Source organism: Shewanella electrica (assembly GCF_022321485.1).
GTDB lineage: Bacteria > Pseudomonadota > Gammaproteobacteria > Enterobacterales > Shewanellaceae > Shewanella > Shewanella electrica.
The window spans coordinates 81,634-99,215 of the sequence record NZ_JAKOGG010000014.1 but is presented as its reverse complement, the minus strand read 5'-3'; the positions used below and the strand labels follow the sequence as shown (position 1 = coordinate 99,215).

The window sequence follows — 17,582 nt, the reverse complement described above, 5'->3', positions numbered from 1 at the left end:
ACTGACTACCTAGAGCTGGTACTAACAGCGGGTTTAAATGCGTTGAGTGATATTTAGGCATTCATGCTCTCACCCTGCGTGAATGCCAAAGCCCATCCATATTGAGTTTTTAACTTTCATACAACTACCGACTTCTTCTAAGGGGAGCGCCTTTCTGAACACTCCCGGGCCAAAATACCAACTTATTTCACTTTCATTCACTTCAATAGTCATTGAACTGAATATGAAGCAAATTACTGTTAGCCCCCCAAAAAGCACTCCTAGGCCGGCCGCTGGTATTGTGTACACCACGTCGTTAATAATAAGAACGATTACTGCGAGAAGAGCTAGTGATATTATTGCAAGTAGACCCCATTGCCTGTGTTTATAAGTTTGAAAGTTTCCATCAGGCCACACTAGAGTATCGGCATTTATCTCAAAAACAGAAGCTAATGCCCTTATAGACTCCTGAGACCCACTCCCCCTAGACTCCAATCTTTGAATCGTCCTTAGCCCAAGCCCTGAGACTTTAGCGAGGTGTTCTTGAGACCAAAGTCTGTCAGTTCTATATTTTCGAATGATTGATGATTTAGCTTTCATGTCCATTTCGTATGACCCTCAAGTGTTAGAGTCATAAATGTATGTCAGTAGTTTGTTAATAAGTGACGTCATCACTACGTCAATATACCGCCATATGCCTTAGCATATTGATTTTTATCTATTTTAATGAAATATGGGAAGCATAGCATTTATTATGTGCTGACACTCAGGCCTACACTGAGCTTATGCTTGCCCATGACCAGGGTGAGAGCACACTAACCTATTCGTTCATCAAATAAGCAATGAGTTTATCTTTTGAACGAACTAATTTGTATTTTCTCGGCAAATTTTGTGGAAATTGACTTAGTTTTTAAGCTCGAATACGACTTGTTTAAGAAACAAACGAAGTGTGCTCCCGCCCTGGCCCATGACGGCCAACCAACTTGATTAAACAAGTGCATTATTAATTTCTGATACGTGCCAGCCATTGCCATTGCTCGTTCGATAGTTGGACAAACACAACTAATTCCAAGCGGCCTCAAGGTTTTTTTCTTGTGCGACCAAGTAAACAGACATCATTTTGCTAGGCTCTTTTTAATTCAAAGTTTTCTGGGCTTAAATAACCAAGAGCACTATGCCGTCTGGTCCGATTGTAATCAACCTCAATATACTCAAATACCGCTTGTCTCATACGGTCTCATGACACAAGTGCCTGTGGTTTTGAGAGAAACCCAGGCAGTCAAATATTTTCAAGATCACTTTGCCAGTGCTTTTATCGATGCCGATGGCATCATTTTATCTGTATCTCCGATAGTGCTCATTGCGTGGCTTGACTGCTTATTGCTAGGTTCGCGTTGAGGTGTGTCAGATAATTCCGAGGTTTACGAATTTTCCGTGATTCAGCCACGCGGGTATGTCATCTGTATATTTCTCAAGTAGGCCTACAAGCGTTGCCTTAGCAACTAACAGGGAATTAGCAAACATCAGTCCATCGGCGAAGCTGGCTTGGAAGAAATCATCGCTAGGCTCATCCCATACCGTAGAAATTAATGCTTCAGGCGCCACGTCGATAGCATTTTCTACCAGCGTGTACCAACCTTCCTCAAGGCTTGAGTGTTGAGCGCTGACGTAGATTTGAAAGAGGAACAGTTGGCCATTTTTCTGAAGATTAATCGCTGGGAAGTCTTGGTTTCCGCGTTCGTTGATGCTGAGTGCAAGATGGTCTTCTTGCGCGTGGGAAAAGTTCTCCAGTGAGAAGAGAATAAAGTCCACCCCTTGCTTAATGTCATTGAGTTTCAACTCGATAAAACGCGTGCTATCAGGTCGAGGGAATAAGGTCAGCGCAGTCATTTTTAGTTTCCTATAAATACTTGAGAGTCGTTTGCCAATTTACCGTTAGCTTGGAGCCTTCAGCGTTGCGCTTTCAACCTCTAATGGTCCAGCACTTTCGTCAGCCATGTATAAATCACCACGGCAACGTCACTAGACGACTTTTAGCCTCATTAAAATATTGCCAATAATACGTTACTAGCGACACTCGGCCGTTGTTAGAGTGGCGACGCTTCGGATAGTAAAACATTTCTTGTCTTGCTTCATGCCACGCTGTGTATGCTATCCGTCTTATTTTTCCTCTCTTTAAGTTACTCATGCTGACTAAGCTGGCTATACTCAATCTTTAAACAAGGATGTTATTGGCGTGGAATGCCGCAAAGAGGCGGTACCACCATACCGATGGGAATTAACGCGAAGGATTGTTTATGTTGACAAGACCACTGTACGAACTGCTGCCGTATGCCTATATGACGCTCGGTGCTGTTAGCTTTATGAAGCTGGAACCTGACTATGCCCTGCTCTCTAGCATAGTGTTGTTTGTGCTTGGTGCTAGGATCTATGCGCTACGTTCGCAAAACCGCCGAACAGACCCGGAAATACGGCGCAAATCTGGCAATATGCCGAAACTGGTGTATGACTTGCTGCCATTTTTATATGTACTTTCGGCGTTGGCCATCTTCAAATATCTGCCCGAAAAAATCTTTCCTTTGCTTGCTATCTGTTTGCTGACTTACGGTTTTTACGTGATGTTTCGGCGATCAATGTATCGTCGCCATCGCTTGCCTGTATCATCGTCAATGTTCTAACACGATGGGTAAACGTCTCCTTGCGATTCTAATGGCCCAGCACGTTCGTTAGCCGTGTATTTAACAAACGCAGTCGCCAGAATCACCACCGCAACGTGACTTGAGAACCAATAAATAACGGCGGTGAGTGGCGCGTTGTTGATGACTTACCGCCATTTCGGCAATCTGCTGCAGTTATCCCTTAATAATGTAAAACTAATTGCTGCTATTTACTTTTCCCCACGCCACCTTGAGTGAGTTTAAGCGGATCAAGCAACTGCTCTAACTCACTTCTGCTCAGTTCGGTTTCCTCTTGTGCCACATCAATAATCGCTCGGCCTTCTTTGTAGGCTTTTTTGGCAATAGCGGCTGCTTTCAAGTAGCCAACGACCGGATTTAACGCGGTGATGAGGATCGGATTCTTCCCAAGGTTTTTCTCAATATTGTCTTGCCGTACGGTGAATGGCGCGATGGCTTTATCTGCCAAAGCGAGGCTGGCATTGGTTAGCAGATGAATCGATTCGAGCAGGTTGTGGGCAATCACTGGCAGCATAACGTTGAGCTGAAAGTTGCCTGACTGCCCTGCCACGGTAATGGTGGTGTCATTGCCGATAACTTGGGCCGCCGCCATTGCCACGGCTTCAGGGATCACTGGGTTGACCTTGCCCGGCATGATGGATGAGCCAGGTTGCAATGCTTGTAATTCTATTTCCCCCAGCCCAGCCAGCGGCCCTGAGTTCATCCAGCGTAAGTCATTGCTGATCTTCATCAATGCCACGGCGAGCGTTTTTAGTTGGCCGGACAGCGCGACCACCGCATCTTGACTGGCGAGGTTAAAATAAAAATTGTCACTTGGCACAAATGCTAACGCCGTTAGTTGGCTGAGCTGTTGACAGAACTCAGCGGTAAAATTTGCTGGCGCGTTGATACCAGTGCCGACTGCTGTACCGCCTTGCCCGAGTGCTTTTACACTAGCTAACGTCGCCGTAATAGTTCGAGCAGCATGGCGTATTTGCGCTTGCCAACCACTCAGTTCTTGCTCGAAAGTAATCGGCATAGCGTCCATCAAATGTGTTCTGCCCGTTTTAACTATGCCAGCCAGTTGCTGTTGTTTGTGTTTAAGTGTGACGGTTAGATGGTCAAGTGCGGGTAACAAACGGTGCTCAGTGGCGATGGCGGCGCTAACTTGAATCGCCGCGGGGATCACATCATTACTGCTTTGCGCCATATTGACGTGATCGTTGGGGCTGACGGGTTGCTGCAATATCTGGCTCGCCAAAGTTGCCAGCACTTCATTGGCGTTCATGTTGGTGCTGGTACCCGAGCCGGTCTGAAATACGTCTATGGGAAACTGATCGAAGTATTGGCCGCCGATGACAGATTGCGCCGCTTGCCCGATGGCAGCGGCCATCTGAGGATCTAAGTTACCGAGCTTGGCATTGGTATGCGCCGCAGCCTGCTTGATGTAGGCCAACGCCACAATCAACTCTTTAGGCATTTGGTAGCCACTGATGGTGAAATTATTTACCGCGCGCTGGGTTTGCGCTTGGTACAGCGCGTCAGCAGGCACTTGAACTTCACCCATGCTGTCAGTCTCAATACGATAGGTTAGCGCCATAAAACATCCTTAACTTCATCTGCCAGTTTTCTCCACAGTATAAGATTTGCGCGTTGAGCGCATTTATCCCTATGGATAAGCGGCGACAGCCACAGCAAGTAAAGTACAGGGCGACACGCTATCGGTTTTGCGTATTGCAGGCGCCAGCTACGCCCAGCTTTGCAAGATTTATTGCTCTAGTTGAGAACTCTTAGGGCTAGTCACGGCTAACTGTAACCTGCTGCCATTGGCAACATTGCGCCAACGCTTGGCGTGAAATGTTGAACGTGGAAATAAGCTGATCAACTAAACGTTTTTGCTCTGCTTTCGGTAAATTGGCATTGGTGGCTGAGATAAAATAGGTGGTATTAGGTTTATCAAGCGCCAGCTTCTCTACCCGAATATTGTTGAATGTTAACTCTCCGGTCGCTAACTCTTCAGCAGTAATCCGGTATTGGCGGCGCTCATAGCCATCTTTTAACGCGGGATAAAATTCTTCTAACTCTGCGCGAGAGCGAATGTTGGGATTATTAGCAATCTGCGCGGCGATTTCCTCATCGGTATATTTGGTCGCTACCGTGACGGTCACGCCGGACGCTTCGGCATGGTGGCTGCTGTTTGCTGTGTTGGAAAAGGAGATGTTGCTTTGTGAAAAAGCGATGGTATCGCTCGGCAACCTCAGCATGATGCGGTAACCGTATTTGTCCTCATTGGCCAAAAAATCCCCTGCCGGATTTTCATCTTTCACCACTTTAGCGGCCACGGTCGCTAGCCCGAGTCCAATGGCAAAATGATTGGGTGACAAAGACGCGACGACAGGCTCAGCTGCATTGGTCAGTACCCAAACGTCGCCTGCTTGAGCGGTTAACTCGGCTACGCGCAGATAAAGCGCGCGGCGGTCTGCTGAACGCTGGTGCACAAGCTGCTGTTGTTTGCGCTCCTTCTCCATCATGAGATCGGTAACGGTGGCAATGTCTCGCTGATATTGCTGTTGTCGATAATCTCTGATGAGGCGCGGCACCAAGTAACTGGCGATAAGTGCGATGAGTAACGTGCTCATGTAAAAGATTTGCAGTCGCTGTTTTCTCTTGTAGATCTGCTCCATCAAGGTGGCGGGAATCGAATGCAACTCAATGCTTTTGACCATATCTGACGGCGGCGAAGCAAAACGGCCCGGCGCAGCAAGCGGCACATAATAAAGCGTACCGTCGTGCATGGTGATGACGGCATAACTTGGCGTGTCGGTGTAAATGGGCCAAGTCGGGTCGGTAACGGCCACAATTTCCCAATCGGGAAAACGTCGCGCGGTGTACAGAATACTGCCTCGTGGCATTAACGGCTTAAGTGCCTGCGCAACAATATCGTCCATCATGTTTTACGTTTTCCCTATCCACGCTGTCGAGTCCGCTGCGCATTACAGCAGTTTTGGCAGGAATTGAAAACCGTGATGAAGATGGCGGCGGGGCATGAACGTCATTCGCAGAAAAAGCCAGCCGCTCGACATGAGCGGTACGCTGGCTTTGTTTAACGACCTATGTTCGGTTCAGATGACGGGGCAAGCACCGCCACCGTTGGTATTTCGATGCTAATCTTTACCTTTTTGCAGCTCAGTGATCAGCTCACTAAAGTCATGCGTGTCGGCTTTTTGCACCGGTGGATACTCTTGCAGTGATTTGATGTGCTCCATCAACAGTTCTTGGACTGGCTCATTCAACCATTGTTTACGTTGCAGCGCTTGAGAACGATCTAACGTTGAAGCAAATGACTCGTAAGGGTCCATATGCAAGTTGAAGATAATAGGGAATTTTTGTTTTAAGTACGGATCGTAGTACGTTTCGCTGGTTTCGAAATTTAACTTCCACTGTTTATAGCGGATCGCTTTGATGCTGGATTCGTAATAATAAATGAAGCTGTTACGCGCACTCTCTTGGGTTTTGCCTTCCCAATAATCAAGGTTGTTCACCCCATCAATGAACTGCTTACGTTCCTTAAGCATTTTTTGATGTACATCGGGTACGCCTGCCGCCGCGGCGAGTGTGCTAAAAATATCCATGTGCGACTGAATCCCAGTGCGCAGTTCACCAGCAGGGATGTGACCGGGCCAGCGCACAATCATCGGCACACGTACCCCGCCCTCATAAGTCGTCATTTTTTCACCGCGAAACGGTGTGGTGCCGCCATGAGTTTTCGCGCTATGTTCGGGGCCATTATCGGTTGAATAGACGATGATAGTGTTATCTAGCACGCCCATTTTTTTCATCGCATCCAGTAAATCCCCAATCTGCATGTCGTGTTCAATCATACCGCCGCCATACATGTCGTGTTCGGTATTGGAATCAGCCGCTAAATAGCGATGGGATTCACGCAGATGGGTAAACATGTGCATCCGGCTGGTGTTCAACCAAACAAAAAATGGTTTATCGCTATCCTTGCTTTGCTGCATAAACTTTTCTGCAGCGGCGATAAACTCATCATCAACCGTTTCCATACGCTTACTGGTTAGTGGTCCAGTATCTTCGCAAGTTTGTTTGCCTACTTTGCCAAAACGTGGGTCGTCGGTTTTATCATCCTTATTCGTTGCGTAACAATGTAGTACGCCGCGAGTACCAAATTTCTTTTTAAACTCAGGGTCTTTCGGATAATCGTATTGCTCTGGTTCCTCTTCCGTATTGAGGTGATAAAGATTACCGAAAAACTCATCAAAGCCATGCACCGTTGGCAAGTGTTCGTTGCGGTCACCAAGGTGATTTTTACCAAATTGCCCGCTGCGATAGCCTTGTTCTCTGAGCACCTCGGCTAATGTTGGTGTTTTACTGCTGAGCCCCAATCTTGCCCCAGGACGTCCAACGGTGGTCAAGCCGCTGCGTATCGGATATTGCCCGGTTATCAACGCGGCGCGTCCCGCAGTACTCGATGGCTGAGCATAATGTTCGGTAAACATAATGCCTTCTTTAGCCAGACGGTCGATATTTGGCGTTTGATAGCCAATCACGCCGCGTCCGTAGGCGCTGACGTTGGTCCAGCCGACATCGTCGGGGAAAATAATCAGAATATTTGGGTGACTCGCCTCGGCCGCAGTAATAGCGGGGACGATGGTCATTGACGACAGCAACGCCGTGGCAATTAACGATTTTTTCATATCAACATCCCTTTACGATTATGTTGGAAAACTCACGTTCTAGACGTGACAAGCCAAACCGACAAGCTTTTGCCTAACTTGGGACAACTCGCATTAAATGTATGTGGGCGCGCGGACTTGGTGGAGCAACAAACACTATGTAGTGAGCTTCTTATGAAAGTAGCAATAGTGGTTATGTTTATTTGGTTAAGTCCATTTATCCCAAAGTCAAACATCGTAATGGCGCAGTGATTACCGAGTAGCAGCAAACGGTTAGCAATAAGTATAGATGACTACATGGCAACCATTAACAAAAAAGCCGATAGGCGTTATGTTGCACCTATCGGCTAGTTTTGCGAGCTAAGCGGCTAACTTAGAATTTGTAGCGCAGCGTCAATGTGGCGTTTCTTGGCTCGGCGTAGGCTAGCTGAGTGTAGAAACCGATCTGACTGTAGTAGGTTTTATCAAACAGGTTGTCTATGTTTAACTGCGCTGATAGCTGCGGGGTAATATCGTAGCGCGCCATCAGGTTAACTAACGCATAAGCGCCCTGTCCTACTTTCTCGCGACTCTGGGTGCCAGCATTGTTAACGATGGTATAACTTTCGCCTTCCCAGTTAACCCCGCCGCCGACACTAAAATCCTGCCAGTTGTATACCGTAAATAGGCGGAACAATTTGCTTGGGAAGCGCGTATTCACCGTATTTGATTCACCATCGGCATTCTCTTCGGTGGCATCAAACTGGGTATAGTTGGCGCTGATTTTCCAGTTATCGGTAATATCACCGACCACTTCAACTTCAAAACCTTTGCTGGTAACACCATCAGCAGCGCGGAACGCCACCATCTGATCATCGGTTGGTACAAAATCTAACACTTGTACGGCAAAGTTTTCTTGTTCGGTGCGGAACACGGTGAGTGTTAGGTGCAGTGCATCATCAAGGAACTGACTTTTTACCCCAGCTTCATAGTTGATGCCAGTGAGCGGATCGAGATAATTGCCATCAACATCGAGATTGTCTTGTGGTTGGAAAATCTCGGTATAGCTGGCGTACAGCGTGTAGTTTTCGGAGAGGTCGTACAGCGCGCCAGCATAGGGCACGACTACGCCATCTTTGCCAAAGCTCGTCTCGTTCAATAAATCTTTGCGCTCCCAATCGGCAACACGTGCACCAGCAATCACTTTAAAATCATCAGTTAGTGAGAAGCGCGTGGCCGCGTAGTAGCCGGTTTGTTCGGTAGTCAACCGCTGCATTGGCGCGCGCGGAGACCATTCTGGCTCAGCGATATTGCCATCCCATTCGAAGAAATTGCCCACGGCTGGCCGGCTGAGCGGGCTGTAGGTGAAGTAATCAAAATCTTGTTTGCTATGGTTGGCACCCAACACCAGCTCATGTTGGCGACCAAATAGCGAATATTTGCCAGTGAGGCGTACACCAAAGTCGTCCTGTACGCGTTCATTATCGTAATGCGCGGGACTGGTAGTCATGCCCAAACCGGTGTCGCGATCGGGAGAACCGGCAAGGTACAGTAGTTTCATCGCCGAACTACTTTCGGTGCGATTGTAGTTAAAGCGCGCTTGCCAATCTTGGTTAAATTGGTGCTCTAAATTCACAAAGTAGGTTTTGTGCTTGGTGGCCCAATAGGTCCATTTCGCGCCAACGGTGTCAGAGCGTTGCCAGTCGGTGCGGCTGCCGTCACTGTAAAATATCGGCAAGCCGCCCCATTGCGATGCGGTGGGGTCATTATCTTGGTAACTCGCGCCCACGCGCAGCAAGGTATTGTCGGTAATATCAGCGTCGACTACGCCATAAATCACCGACTTCTTGTTGCCAGCGTAATCCACATAGGAATCGCCATCTTCATAGACTAAAACCGTGCGGCCGCGCACCGAGCCAGACTCGTTCAATGCATTACTGACATCCACTTCACCACGATAGGTATTCCAGCGGCTGGCGCTGACAGAGGCGTAACCACTCAGCACTTGGCTGTCGGCGTGTTTGCGCACTAAGTTGATCGAGGCTGAAGGTTGACCCGCACCGGTTAGCAAGCCAGTAGCGCCGCGTACAATTTCGACTCGCTCATATAAGGCGGTGTCAGTTTGGGTTTCACCGGCGCTGGAACCGCCATCCCATTGCACCGGAACACCATCAATTTGGTAGTTGTCGATGCTAAAGCCACGAGATGAAAAAGAGTTGCGAGAACTGTCATAAGCGCGTGATGACACGCCAGCAGCACTGTTGACGACGTCAGTCAGCGAGCCTAAGCCTAAGTCGATAATTTGTTGCTCAGTCATAATACTGACTGACTGCGGAGTTTCTTTCAGCGTCAGCCCCAAGCCAGTCGCTGTATCTAATTGATCGTTAACAATGTATTTGCCTTCGACTAAGACTACCTCGATATTGCGTGTGTCAGGTGCGGCCGCTGCGTCATCGGCAACAGCCGGCAATGCCGATGTTGCCAATAACAAGGTAATTGCGGCGCTGAGTGGAGTTTTACTGAAGCGTGGTTGCACACTATCTATGAATGAAAAAGCCCGTTGCATATCATCATCCTATCTTATTGTTGGACAGTTGCCGTCGGTAATTTTCCAAGACCACATTTGCCCGATTACCAGCCGCGGCGCAGTTTGGAAAGCGACTGTCATATTATTAATCGTGCAGAATATTAGATGATAATGGTTATCAATTACAATCGTGTAAATGTAAAGATTAGCCACTGCTGACGGCGAATGTGACCGAGTTATCGAAGGTGTAAGTAAAACCGTTGCAAGTCGCTAAGGACTGAGGGTGGAAAAGAAGTGCATAACGCATCACCGCCTTGCGAATCACACCCTGCCGACGGCAAAACACAACCATTACCATATCCCGCTACGGGCAAATAATACGGCGAGCAAGGCTAAGTTTGACGTGGCGGGGGCTAAATCTTAACTGAGATAACGTGGCGAATTTTCTTCAACAAGATATCGGGACTGGTCGGTTTGATGATGTAATCGATAGCGCCATGCTCGACGGAAGCTTCAAACGTCTCTTTTTCCGAAAAGCTGGTCAACATAATCACTGGAATTGACTTGGTGCTCTCCATGCTTTGCAGAATTTGCAGCGTTTCAATACCGCCCATGATCGGCATATCAACATCCAATAAGATCACGTTAGGTTTGATGCTATCCAGCTTTTGCAGTACCTCTTGCCCATTGGCAGCTAACTCGACTTTAAACCCCTTTGGCTCCAGTATCGATCGGACAATTTTTTGCATCACCGGTTGGTCGTCAGCAACAATCACCACCGGCTGTTTTATGGCCGTTTTCAACAGTTGAGGTTTGGCCTTTTCAATTTTACGCGCCAGAATTGACAGCATTTCATTACGCTTGCGCTTAAACTCCAGCAGCGTACTGACGCTATCGTCCGCTGACGGTTCACCGTGTTTATCGGCCTGCTCGTCGTTGACGTTTTTGATCACTAAATCTAATTCGGCGCGGCTTTTTTCAATTTCGCCCACCATGTTGTCGCGTTCGAGTTGTTGATGGTGCAGATTGGCAATGTTCATCGCGTAGCGACCAACGCGGTTAAGCGTAAGGCGAATTTTACCGATGTCATAAATCGGCCGAATGGTTTCGTAGCTGTAGAACACTTCCGATTTACACAAGTTGTATGCGGCGGTACGCGCCGCTTTATCACAGATAAGTATCGATTCACTCGGCCAGCGGCCGAAGATATCCTTGCCGCCAGTTTCAATGACTTTGCGTTTGAACGGCGTGATCTCTTCAGTATCACCGCAAGCGTAAATAAATAGGATCGCGTAGTGTTCTTCGCTCAGTTTTTCGGCCAATTTTTGTGCAGAGACAATGTCCATTTGGTATTTAGCCACGCCCTGAAACCGCGTAGCAATCACCTGCCGCATGATGTCCAAGGTATCAGGCGTGTCGTAAATAAGAATGACGCTTAATACGGCATCTGAACTCATTGTTCACCTATCTCTGTTGGTAACGGGCTACTGATGACCCCTATCTGGCACAGCTGTTGTTGTACTGGAACGACGGCCAGCTCTATTTGCGCCAATAGTTCGACCACAATAGCGGCTTGGTCAAATTCCCGCTCAAGTTGATTAAATAGCTCACTTAACGCTAATGCCCCGGTGGACGCGCTGGCGCCCTTAGCGCCATGGGCCTTGCTACGAATAGTAGCCCAATCTTCCGCTTTTACAGCAATTTTTAGCGCGTGGAGATCTTGTTGCAACGCGGTCCAAAAGATCTCAAGCACTTCATGTTGCAGTGTTTGGTTCTCAGAGCCGATCATCTGCTCCAGATACGTCATATCAATCGCAGCATTGGTCGGTTGCTCAACGGGGGCCGTTTGTTTGACGGAGCTTTCCCGCTGATAATCATCAATGGCATTAAGATAACGATCCAATACCACGCTGAGCGCGCTCAACTCGACCGGTTTGCCGATGTAATCATCCATACCCGCTTGCTTACAGATCACATCTTCCCCGGCCATAACATTAGCGGTGATGGCAATGATCAAGCTAGGCGATTGTTGCTGCTGTTGCTCAGTGTGGCGAATCGCTTTGGTCAACTCAAAGCCGTCCATCACCGGCATATGGCAGTCGGTTAATACCACTTGAAACTGCCCTGTCTTCCATGCCTCAAGTGCCGCTTCACCGTTATCGGTCATTAGGTATTGGTATCCCAAACGTTCCAGTTGCTTCGACAACACCAGTTGATTAGTGCGCTGATCTTCTGCACACAAGATGGTACCGGTGAAGTGGCGGTTCAATTTTAGTTTAGCCGACGATTTATCTTTGTCTGCGTGATAACTAAGCTCCGGGCTTTCTATGCCAAATAACACGGCCAAGCCAAACACTAATTCGCTCGGTTTTAGCGGATAGTTACTGATGCCGTAGCTATGTGGTGTACGGCCAGCGAGCGGCTCAAATGGATCGTCAATTAACAGTAGTAGTTTTTGATGTTCGTTGGCCGGTTTACACGTCAGTTGGTCAGTGATGATCACCTGCGCGGTGGTCATGTCGCTAAGGATTAGGCCCGCACCTGCTAGCATCACGCGACAACTTGCACTTAGCTCGTTATCGACAATGTCGAGATAAACCGTGCGCTGGGCCAAATCATAAGCGCAGCCTAAAATGTCGCTGTCATTGGCAATGGTAGCAGGCAAAGTGATGACAAATTCACTGCCCTGATCTGGCTCGCTAGTGACGCTGATCTCACCGCCCATCAGCTCAGTGAAAGATTTGGTAATACTCAGGCCCAACCCCGTACCGCCGTATTTGCGCGTGGTTGATGCGTCAGCTTGAGTAAAGGGTTTAAACAGATTTTGCATCTGTTCGGCGGTCATGCCTACGCCAGTGTCTTTGACTGACAAACTAAGCTGCTGTTGCTCAGCGAAGTATTGTGTTCGCACCCATACATAGCCGTGTTGATAACGGTTGGCAGTAAATTTAATGGCATTACCGACGAGGTTTAACACGATTTGCCGCAAGCGAATGGCATCTAACAACAACATGTGTGGCACATGGAAGTCGTGCTCGATGAGTAGCGTCACGTTACTGTCTTTGGCACTGAGCCACGTTGCTTCAACGGTACTTTCGATCTGGTTCAGCAGCACGGTTTTATTGATGTCCAACGGCATTTGACCAGATTCAATCTTCGAGAAGTCCAACACATCGTTGATGATATGCAGCAGCGATAGTGACGAATCTTTGATGGTTTTTACCATGCGTAGCTGCTCTTTTTGCAGCGCTGTTTGCTGCAACACATCGATCATGCCCACCACGCCATTCATTGGCGTGCGGATCTCATGGCTCATCATTGCGAGAAATTGCGATTTGGCTTCGTTGGCCCGATTGGCCGCCTGCGTTTCACGCGCCAGCGCATCCTGGATTTCGCGGTAGGCCGTGATGTCAGTATTAATACCGAACTGCTTAATCGGTGTTCCGTATTCATCCAGCATCATGTCTGCTGAGGCGGCAATCCAACGAGTAACACCATCAGGTCGCACAATACGGAAGGTATGACGGAAGGTTTGTTTATGCTCTATGGCGTGACGAAACACTTGTTCACTCTGCTCACGATCATCGGGGTGCAGGTGAGTCGTCCAAGTTTGGTAATCAACTTTTGCGCCGTGCGGGACGCCATACAGTTGATACATATTGTCGTCCCAGTCAATCTCATGGGTGCGGAGGTCGTATTTCCAGTTACAAATACCGCCAGCATCTGACGCTAATTTTAACCCGAGCAGCAGCTCCTCTTGATAGGCTTTGGCGCGTTTGAGCGCGGTTTCGGATGTTTTGCGTTCGTTAATATCCTCAAAAATGGCAATAAAATAGTCGTCCTCTCCGTTGCAACGCACTAACGACATGGTGAGGTTGATCCAAATTAGCCCGCCACGCTTGGTAATATAACGTTTATCCACAGTAAAACTTTTGGATTGCCCCGAAATCACCTGTTCGATTAACGGTGTGGTGATATGCATATCTTTACTATAAGTGATGTCATCGGCTCGCAGCGTCACCAACTCCGCTTCGCTATAGCCCAATATGCTACAGAGTTTTTCATTCACTTTGAGGAAGTGTCTTTGCGGCGAGATATGTGCCATGCCAATCGCCGCTTGGTTAAATGCGGTGCGATACAACTCTTCGTTTTGCACTAGCTCCTCTTTCAAACGTCGCTCGCGATCAAGGACGTTTTCTTGCTCGGTGATATCGCGCACGGAGATCACGTAGGTATCAACATCCGTTAAGTAGTTGATGCCTATCGACAGCTCAGCGGGAAATTTACGGCCAGACTTGTGAATACCCACCACTTTAATCAGGGCGCTACTGTCGTGGAGACTGATGGCGTAAGCGAGTGTGCCTTCACCATCGTTAATGCCCACCATTTGGGTATCATCAATGAGCAAGGAGATATCCTTGTTTAATACATGTTGCCGTTTGTAACCAAAAATAAGCTCACCGGAATGGTTGATATCAACAATTTTGCCATCGCCTTCCATCACTATGGTGCCGTCGCGGGTGCTGTTAAACACGGCCCTTAGCTTGTTTTCTGACTCGCGGCTCTGCTTGGTACGGCGATCAATCTCTTTTTCCAGCGAGTACTGTGTCATCTCCGCCTGACGTTTTTCGTCAGTCACATCATTGATCACGCCAATGTAATGAGTGAGTTGATTGGCATCGTTATACACCGGGTCAATCCGCAACTGATTTAAAAACTGAGTGCCATCTTTGCGGTAGTTGCGTAACTCAACGGTACAGGACACGCCCTTGGCTATCGCTTGGCGCAGTTTGGTTAGCTCTGCTTGTTCGGTGTCCTCACCTTGCAAGAAGCGGCAGTTTTCGCCTACCACTTCATCACTGTGATAGCCGGTGATATGTTGAAACGCGCGATTGACAAAAATAACCGGCTGCTCGTCTGCCAGCATGTCGGTAATGATCAAACCGCTGGTGGTGGCATCAATGGCCCGCAGTTGAATGTCCAACGCTCGCCGTTGTTGTTGGCTTTGCTGAAATAGCGTATCACGCTCGGTTAATTTCTCTTTGAGCAGCGCCACCGCCTGAGCCATTTCGCCAACTTCATCGTTTGCCGTCACTGGCGGCAGCGTAAACTGCCGCTGCCCATGGGCTAAGCCGACCACAATGCGGGCGATTTTGCGCAACGGGCTGGCAAAGTTGAAACTGATATACAGCGCCGAAGCCAAGATCAACAGCAGTAACAATACGCCGATAAATAGCGACGTACGTTGTAAGAATGCCGCTTGTTTGAAAGCCTCATCGACATTGATGCGGATCAGTGCCGACCAATTCATGCCGGGGTAGTCGTACACGCCTTGGGAATGCGCGTAACCGGTGACTTGTTCAGTCTTCTTGCGTGAATGAATCGAGATGTTAGCGCCTTGTAGCCCGGCAACGGCCAGTCTGGCTCCGGCCACACCGTCATTGACCAAGTTGATCTGCCCTAACACACTGAAGTCACGTTTATACATGGCAGACTGTTGTCCCACGGGATCGTAGTCAACAATGATGTTGCCTTGTGCATCTAGTAAGGTAATGGAGGTTGAAATCCAACCTCGATGAGAGAGCACCGAATAGGTATCGGCCACAATGCTCTCAATCACACTAAAATCGACGATATTCGCCCAAACACCGATAACGTTGCCCTGTTTATCGACGATCGGTTTGGCAAACAACAAGTCGTAGTGCTCTTGCCAATCGCGCAATATCGAGCGCTCAGGTCCATAAATGTAAACGCCATTCATCTCACTTTGGCCTAAGCTTTGCCCCTGAACTACGGCGCTAAACCAAGGTTGTTCAAATACCCACTGACTCCCCAGTGTTAGCGATGGCACGGTTTTGCCAAAACCATTATCGGTATTGGCCGCAATCACTTTGCCGTATTTATCAAACACGACTAGGTGGTTGTACAGCCGATAATTGCGCGCGATTTCATTGAGGCGTTCAGTCACAATCTGTTGTTTATCTAGCTGATACCAATTGCTGCTATTCACATCGTCTGGCAAGGAGAACGACTGCGTGTCCTTGTAACGTTCAAACACGTTACGGTCGATTAGTTGGGTGAGTAGTTCGGCCTCGTTCTTAATCGCGTTCATGGTTTCCTGTTCAAGAAAATCGCGACTTTTTAATGAAATACCATAAATCACCAATAAGGTTAGCAGGCTGTAGATGATGAAAATCAGCGGTAATTTGATGGCAATTTTCATGGTGATTCAACCTTGTTCAAGCCAAAAGCGTCTATGAGTTGCTGATATCGCATCGGCTTGGCGTAAAAGTAGCCTTGCCCGATATCACATTGTTTTAACGCGAGAAACCCAGCAACATCTGCCGATTCAATTCCCTCGGCGACCACGCTCATTCCAAAGCCTTTGGCAAGCTGAATGGTCTGTTCGACCACGACGCGCGAGCGCAAATCCGTTAAACAATCGGCCACAAAACGCTGATCAATCTTGAGTTCCTGAAATGGCAACGAGTGCAGCTGTTCGATAGAAGCGTAGCCTGTACCAAAATCATCAATAGAGAGCTGGAATTGAAACAGCCTCAATCTCAATATGGAGGCGGTAAGAAGTGATGGATGTGAGGCCAAGGCGGTTTCTGTTAGCTCACAGATGACACGAGGTGGCGGCACTGAATATTGGTGACAAATAGCCTGCAACCAATGAGGAAACGTTTGATCTATTAGCACGCGAGCACTGATGTTAATTGATAGCGTCAGCGCTGGTTCTACCGCCAATAACGCCGCAAACTTGGCCAGCGCATCGGTCACTACCGCCTTAGTGAGTGCGAGCATGAGTGGGTCAGACTGTTCGGCAATCTCAATAAACTGGCTAGGGTAAAACACCTCACCGTTGTCATTTTCAATGCGCGCGAGCGCTTCTACACCGCTAAGCTGCTGTGTTTTCAAGCAAACTTGTGGCTGAAAAAAGGCGATTACATTGGCGTCGTCGATAGCCTTGGCGATCGCGTTGGCGCTAAGTGGCGTGAGCTGTTGTTGCTCGGAAGGTGCAAGGTGTTGGTTGGCTTTAATTAAAAAACTCAGCACGGTATGGCGCTGAATTGGCTTTTCGGCAACACCAATAATGGCTAAATTAAATTGCCTCGCCAGCAACGACGAAGCTTTCAACAACGTTTCATCGGTGCTACTGATAAGTACCACACCACCACTAAAGTGTTGTTCCGCTAAATACTGCAATACATCAATGCCGTTCTCATTCGGCATATTGATGTCACAAAAGATAATATCGAATTGCCTATCAGCGATAAGTTGGCGCGCATCTTCGCCATCGCCAGCTTCGTACACCTCAAAATTGCCTATGCCATTCAAACAGGCGCTTAAGGTGCGTCTGATCACGGCGTGGTCATCGATAATTAGCACTCTTTTTACCAAGCTAAACACGAACTGCGTTCCTCCGAAAAGGCATCCATGCTTGGTTGTCTTACAACATGTAGGTGGTAACTGTCGCTGTTGATTCAGCTCCTTAAGCCGTTTTGGCTTAAAAAGCTTAGTTCAATAATTCACTCATTACTTACCACTAAGATGAAAAAATTATTGCCCATCGCTATGGTAATCATGTCGGCACAGACACAAATAGTCATACAAATACCCTGCACTTCGCGCTAAATCTATGTAACTATTCCCTCTCAAACGATTAACACCTGCTCGTCATCTTGTTAGATGTGCGGGCGAAAGTGTTACCTAAGCCAAGGA

General features: G+C 48.1%; 10 protein-coding genes and 1 pseudogene. 1 reads left to right on the top strand and 10 read right to left on the bottom strand.

What is annotated here, in order from left to right; all coding sequences use genetic code 11:
- Positions 1 to 69: 69 nt before the first annotated feature.
- The 3 genes and pseudogenes from L9G74_RS16130 to L9G74_RS16120 form a co-directional block, all read right to left on the bottom strand.
- Complete coding sequence (locus L9G74_RS16130; protein WP_238897454.1) at positions 70 to 579, bottom strand: helix-turn-helix transcriptional regulator; 510 nt, start codon at positions 577 to 579, stop codon at positions 70 to 72.
- A gap of 523 nt (positions 580 to 1,102) precedes the next feature.
- Positions 1,103 to 1,216: pseudogene (locus tag L9G74_RS16125) on the bottom strand (IS3 family transposase); the annotation flags it as partial.
- Positions 1,217 to 1,383: 167 nt separating this feature from the next.
- Positions 1,384 to 1,869, bottom strand: a complete 486-nt coding sequence (locus L9G74_RS16120; RefSeq protein WP_238897452.1) for a hypothetical protein — start codon at positions 1,867 to 1,869, stop codon at positions 1,384 to 1,386.
- A gap of 407 nt (positions 1,870 to 2,276) precedes the next feature.
- On the opposite strand from L9G74_RS16120, the gene L9G74_RS16115 reads away from it, so the two are divergent.
- Positions 2,277 to 2,657 (top strand): hypothetical protein, encoded by a 381-nt coding sequence (locus tag L9G74_RS16115; protein WP_238897450.1) that lies wholly within the window; start codon positions 2,277 to 2,279, stop codon positions 2,655 to 2,657.
- A gap of 205 nt (positions 2,658 to 2,862) precedes the next feature.
- Here L9G74_RS16115 and L9G74_RS16110 read toward each other — a convergent pair whose 3' ends face one another.
- The 7 genes from L9G74_RS16110 to L9G74_RS16080 all read right to left on the bottom strand — a co-directional run bounded on the left by L9G74_RS16110 (position 2,863) and on the right by L9G74_RS16080 (position 17,249).
- Entirely contained in the window at positions 2,863 to 4,254 is a 1,392-nt protein-coding gene (locus L9G74_RS16110) for a class II fumarate hydratase (RefSeq protein ID WP_238897448.1), read from the bottom strand.
- Between the two features lie 196 nt (positions 4,255 to 4,450).
- On the bottom strand, positions 4,451 to 5,605 hold the full coding sequence (locus L9G74_RS16105; protein ID WP_238897446.1) for a hypothetical protein: 1,155 nt from the start codon (positions 5,603 to 5,605) through the stop codon (positions 4,451 to 4,453).
- Between the two features lie 213 nt (positions 5,606 to 5,818).
- A complete protein-coding gene (locus L9G74_RS16100; RefSeq protein WP_238897444.1) occupies positions 5,819 to 7,372 on the bottom strand; it encodes an arylsulfatase in 1,554 nt (517 codons plus the stop codon).
- Between the two features lie 352 nt (positions 7,373 to 7,724).
- Positions 7,725 to 9,896, bottom strand: a complete 2,172-nt coding sequence (locus L9G74_RS16095; RefSeq protein ID WP_238897442.1) for a TonB-dependent siderophore receptor — start codon at positions 9,894 to 9,896, stop codon at positions 7,725 to 7,727.
- A gap of 374 nt (positions 9,897 to 10,270) precedes the next feature.
- Complete coding sequence (locus L9G74_RS16090) at positions 10,271 to 11,314, bottom strand: response regulator (RefSeq protein ID WP_238897440.1); 1,044 nt, start codon at positions 11,312 to 11,314, stop codon at positions 10,271 to 10,273.
- Positions 11,311 to 16,080 (bottom strand): PAS domain S-box protein, encoded by a 4,770-nt coding sequence (locus L9G74_RS16085; protein ID WP_238897439.1) that lies wholly within the window; start codon positions 16,078 to 16,080, stop codon positions 11,311 to 11,313. Before L9G74_RS16085 ends, L9G74_RS16090 begins: the two co-directional genes overlap by 4 nt.
- Positions 16,077 to 17,249, bottom strand: coding sequence for an EAL domain-containing response regulator (locus L9G74_RS16080; RefSeq protein ID WP_238897438.1), 1,173 nt, complete (start codon positions 17,247 to 17,249; stop codon positions 16,077 to 16,079). Before L9G74_RS16080 ends, L9G74_RS16085 begins: the two co-directional genes overlap by 4 nt.
- Between the last annotated feature and the right edge of the window lie 333 nt (positions 17,250 to 17,582).

What these genes read in the sequence shown, in the direction of transcription:
- L9G74_RS16085 (WP_238897439.1), bottom strand. Translation starts at nt 16,080, where the DNA reads ATGAAAATTGCCATCAAATTACCGCTGATTTTCATCATCTACAGCCTG.
- L9G74_RS16130 (WP_238897454.1), bottom strand. Translation starts at nt 579, where the DNA reads ATGAAAGCTAAATCATCAATCATTCGAAAATATAGAACTGACAGACTT.
- L9G74_RS16090 (WP_238897440.1), bottom strand. Translation starts at nt 11,314, where the DNA reads ATGAGTTCAGATGCCGTATTAAGCGTCATTCTTATTTACGACACGCCT.
- L9G74_RS16120 (WP_238897452.1), bottom strand. Translation starts at nt 1,869, where the DNA reads ATGACTGCGCTGACCTTATTCCCTCGACCTGATAGCACGCGTTTTATC.
- L9G74_RS16100 (WP_238897444.1), bottom strand. Translation starts at nt 7,372, where the DNA reads ATGAAAAAATCGTTAATTGCCACGGCGTTGCTGTCGTCAATGACCATC.
- L9G74_RS16095 (WP_238897442.1), bottom strand. Translation starts at nt 9,896, where the DNA reads ATGCAACGGGCTTTTTCATTCATAGATAGTGTGCAACCACGCTTCAGT.
- L9G74_RS16110 (WP_238897448.1), bottom strand. Translation starts at nt 4,254, where the DNA reads ATGGCGCTAACCTATCGTATTGAGACTGACAGCATGGGTGAAGTTCAA.
- L9G74_RS16115 (WP_238897450.1), top strand. Translation starts at nt 2,277, where the DNA reads ATGTTGACAAGACCACTGTACGAACTGCTGCCGTATGCCTATATGACG.
- L9G74_RS16105 (WP_238897446.1), bottom strand. Translation starts at nt 5,605, where the DNA reads ATGATGGACGATATTGTTGCGCAGGCACTTAAGCCGTTAATGCCACGA.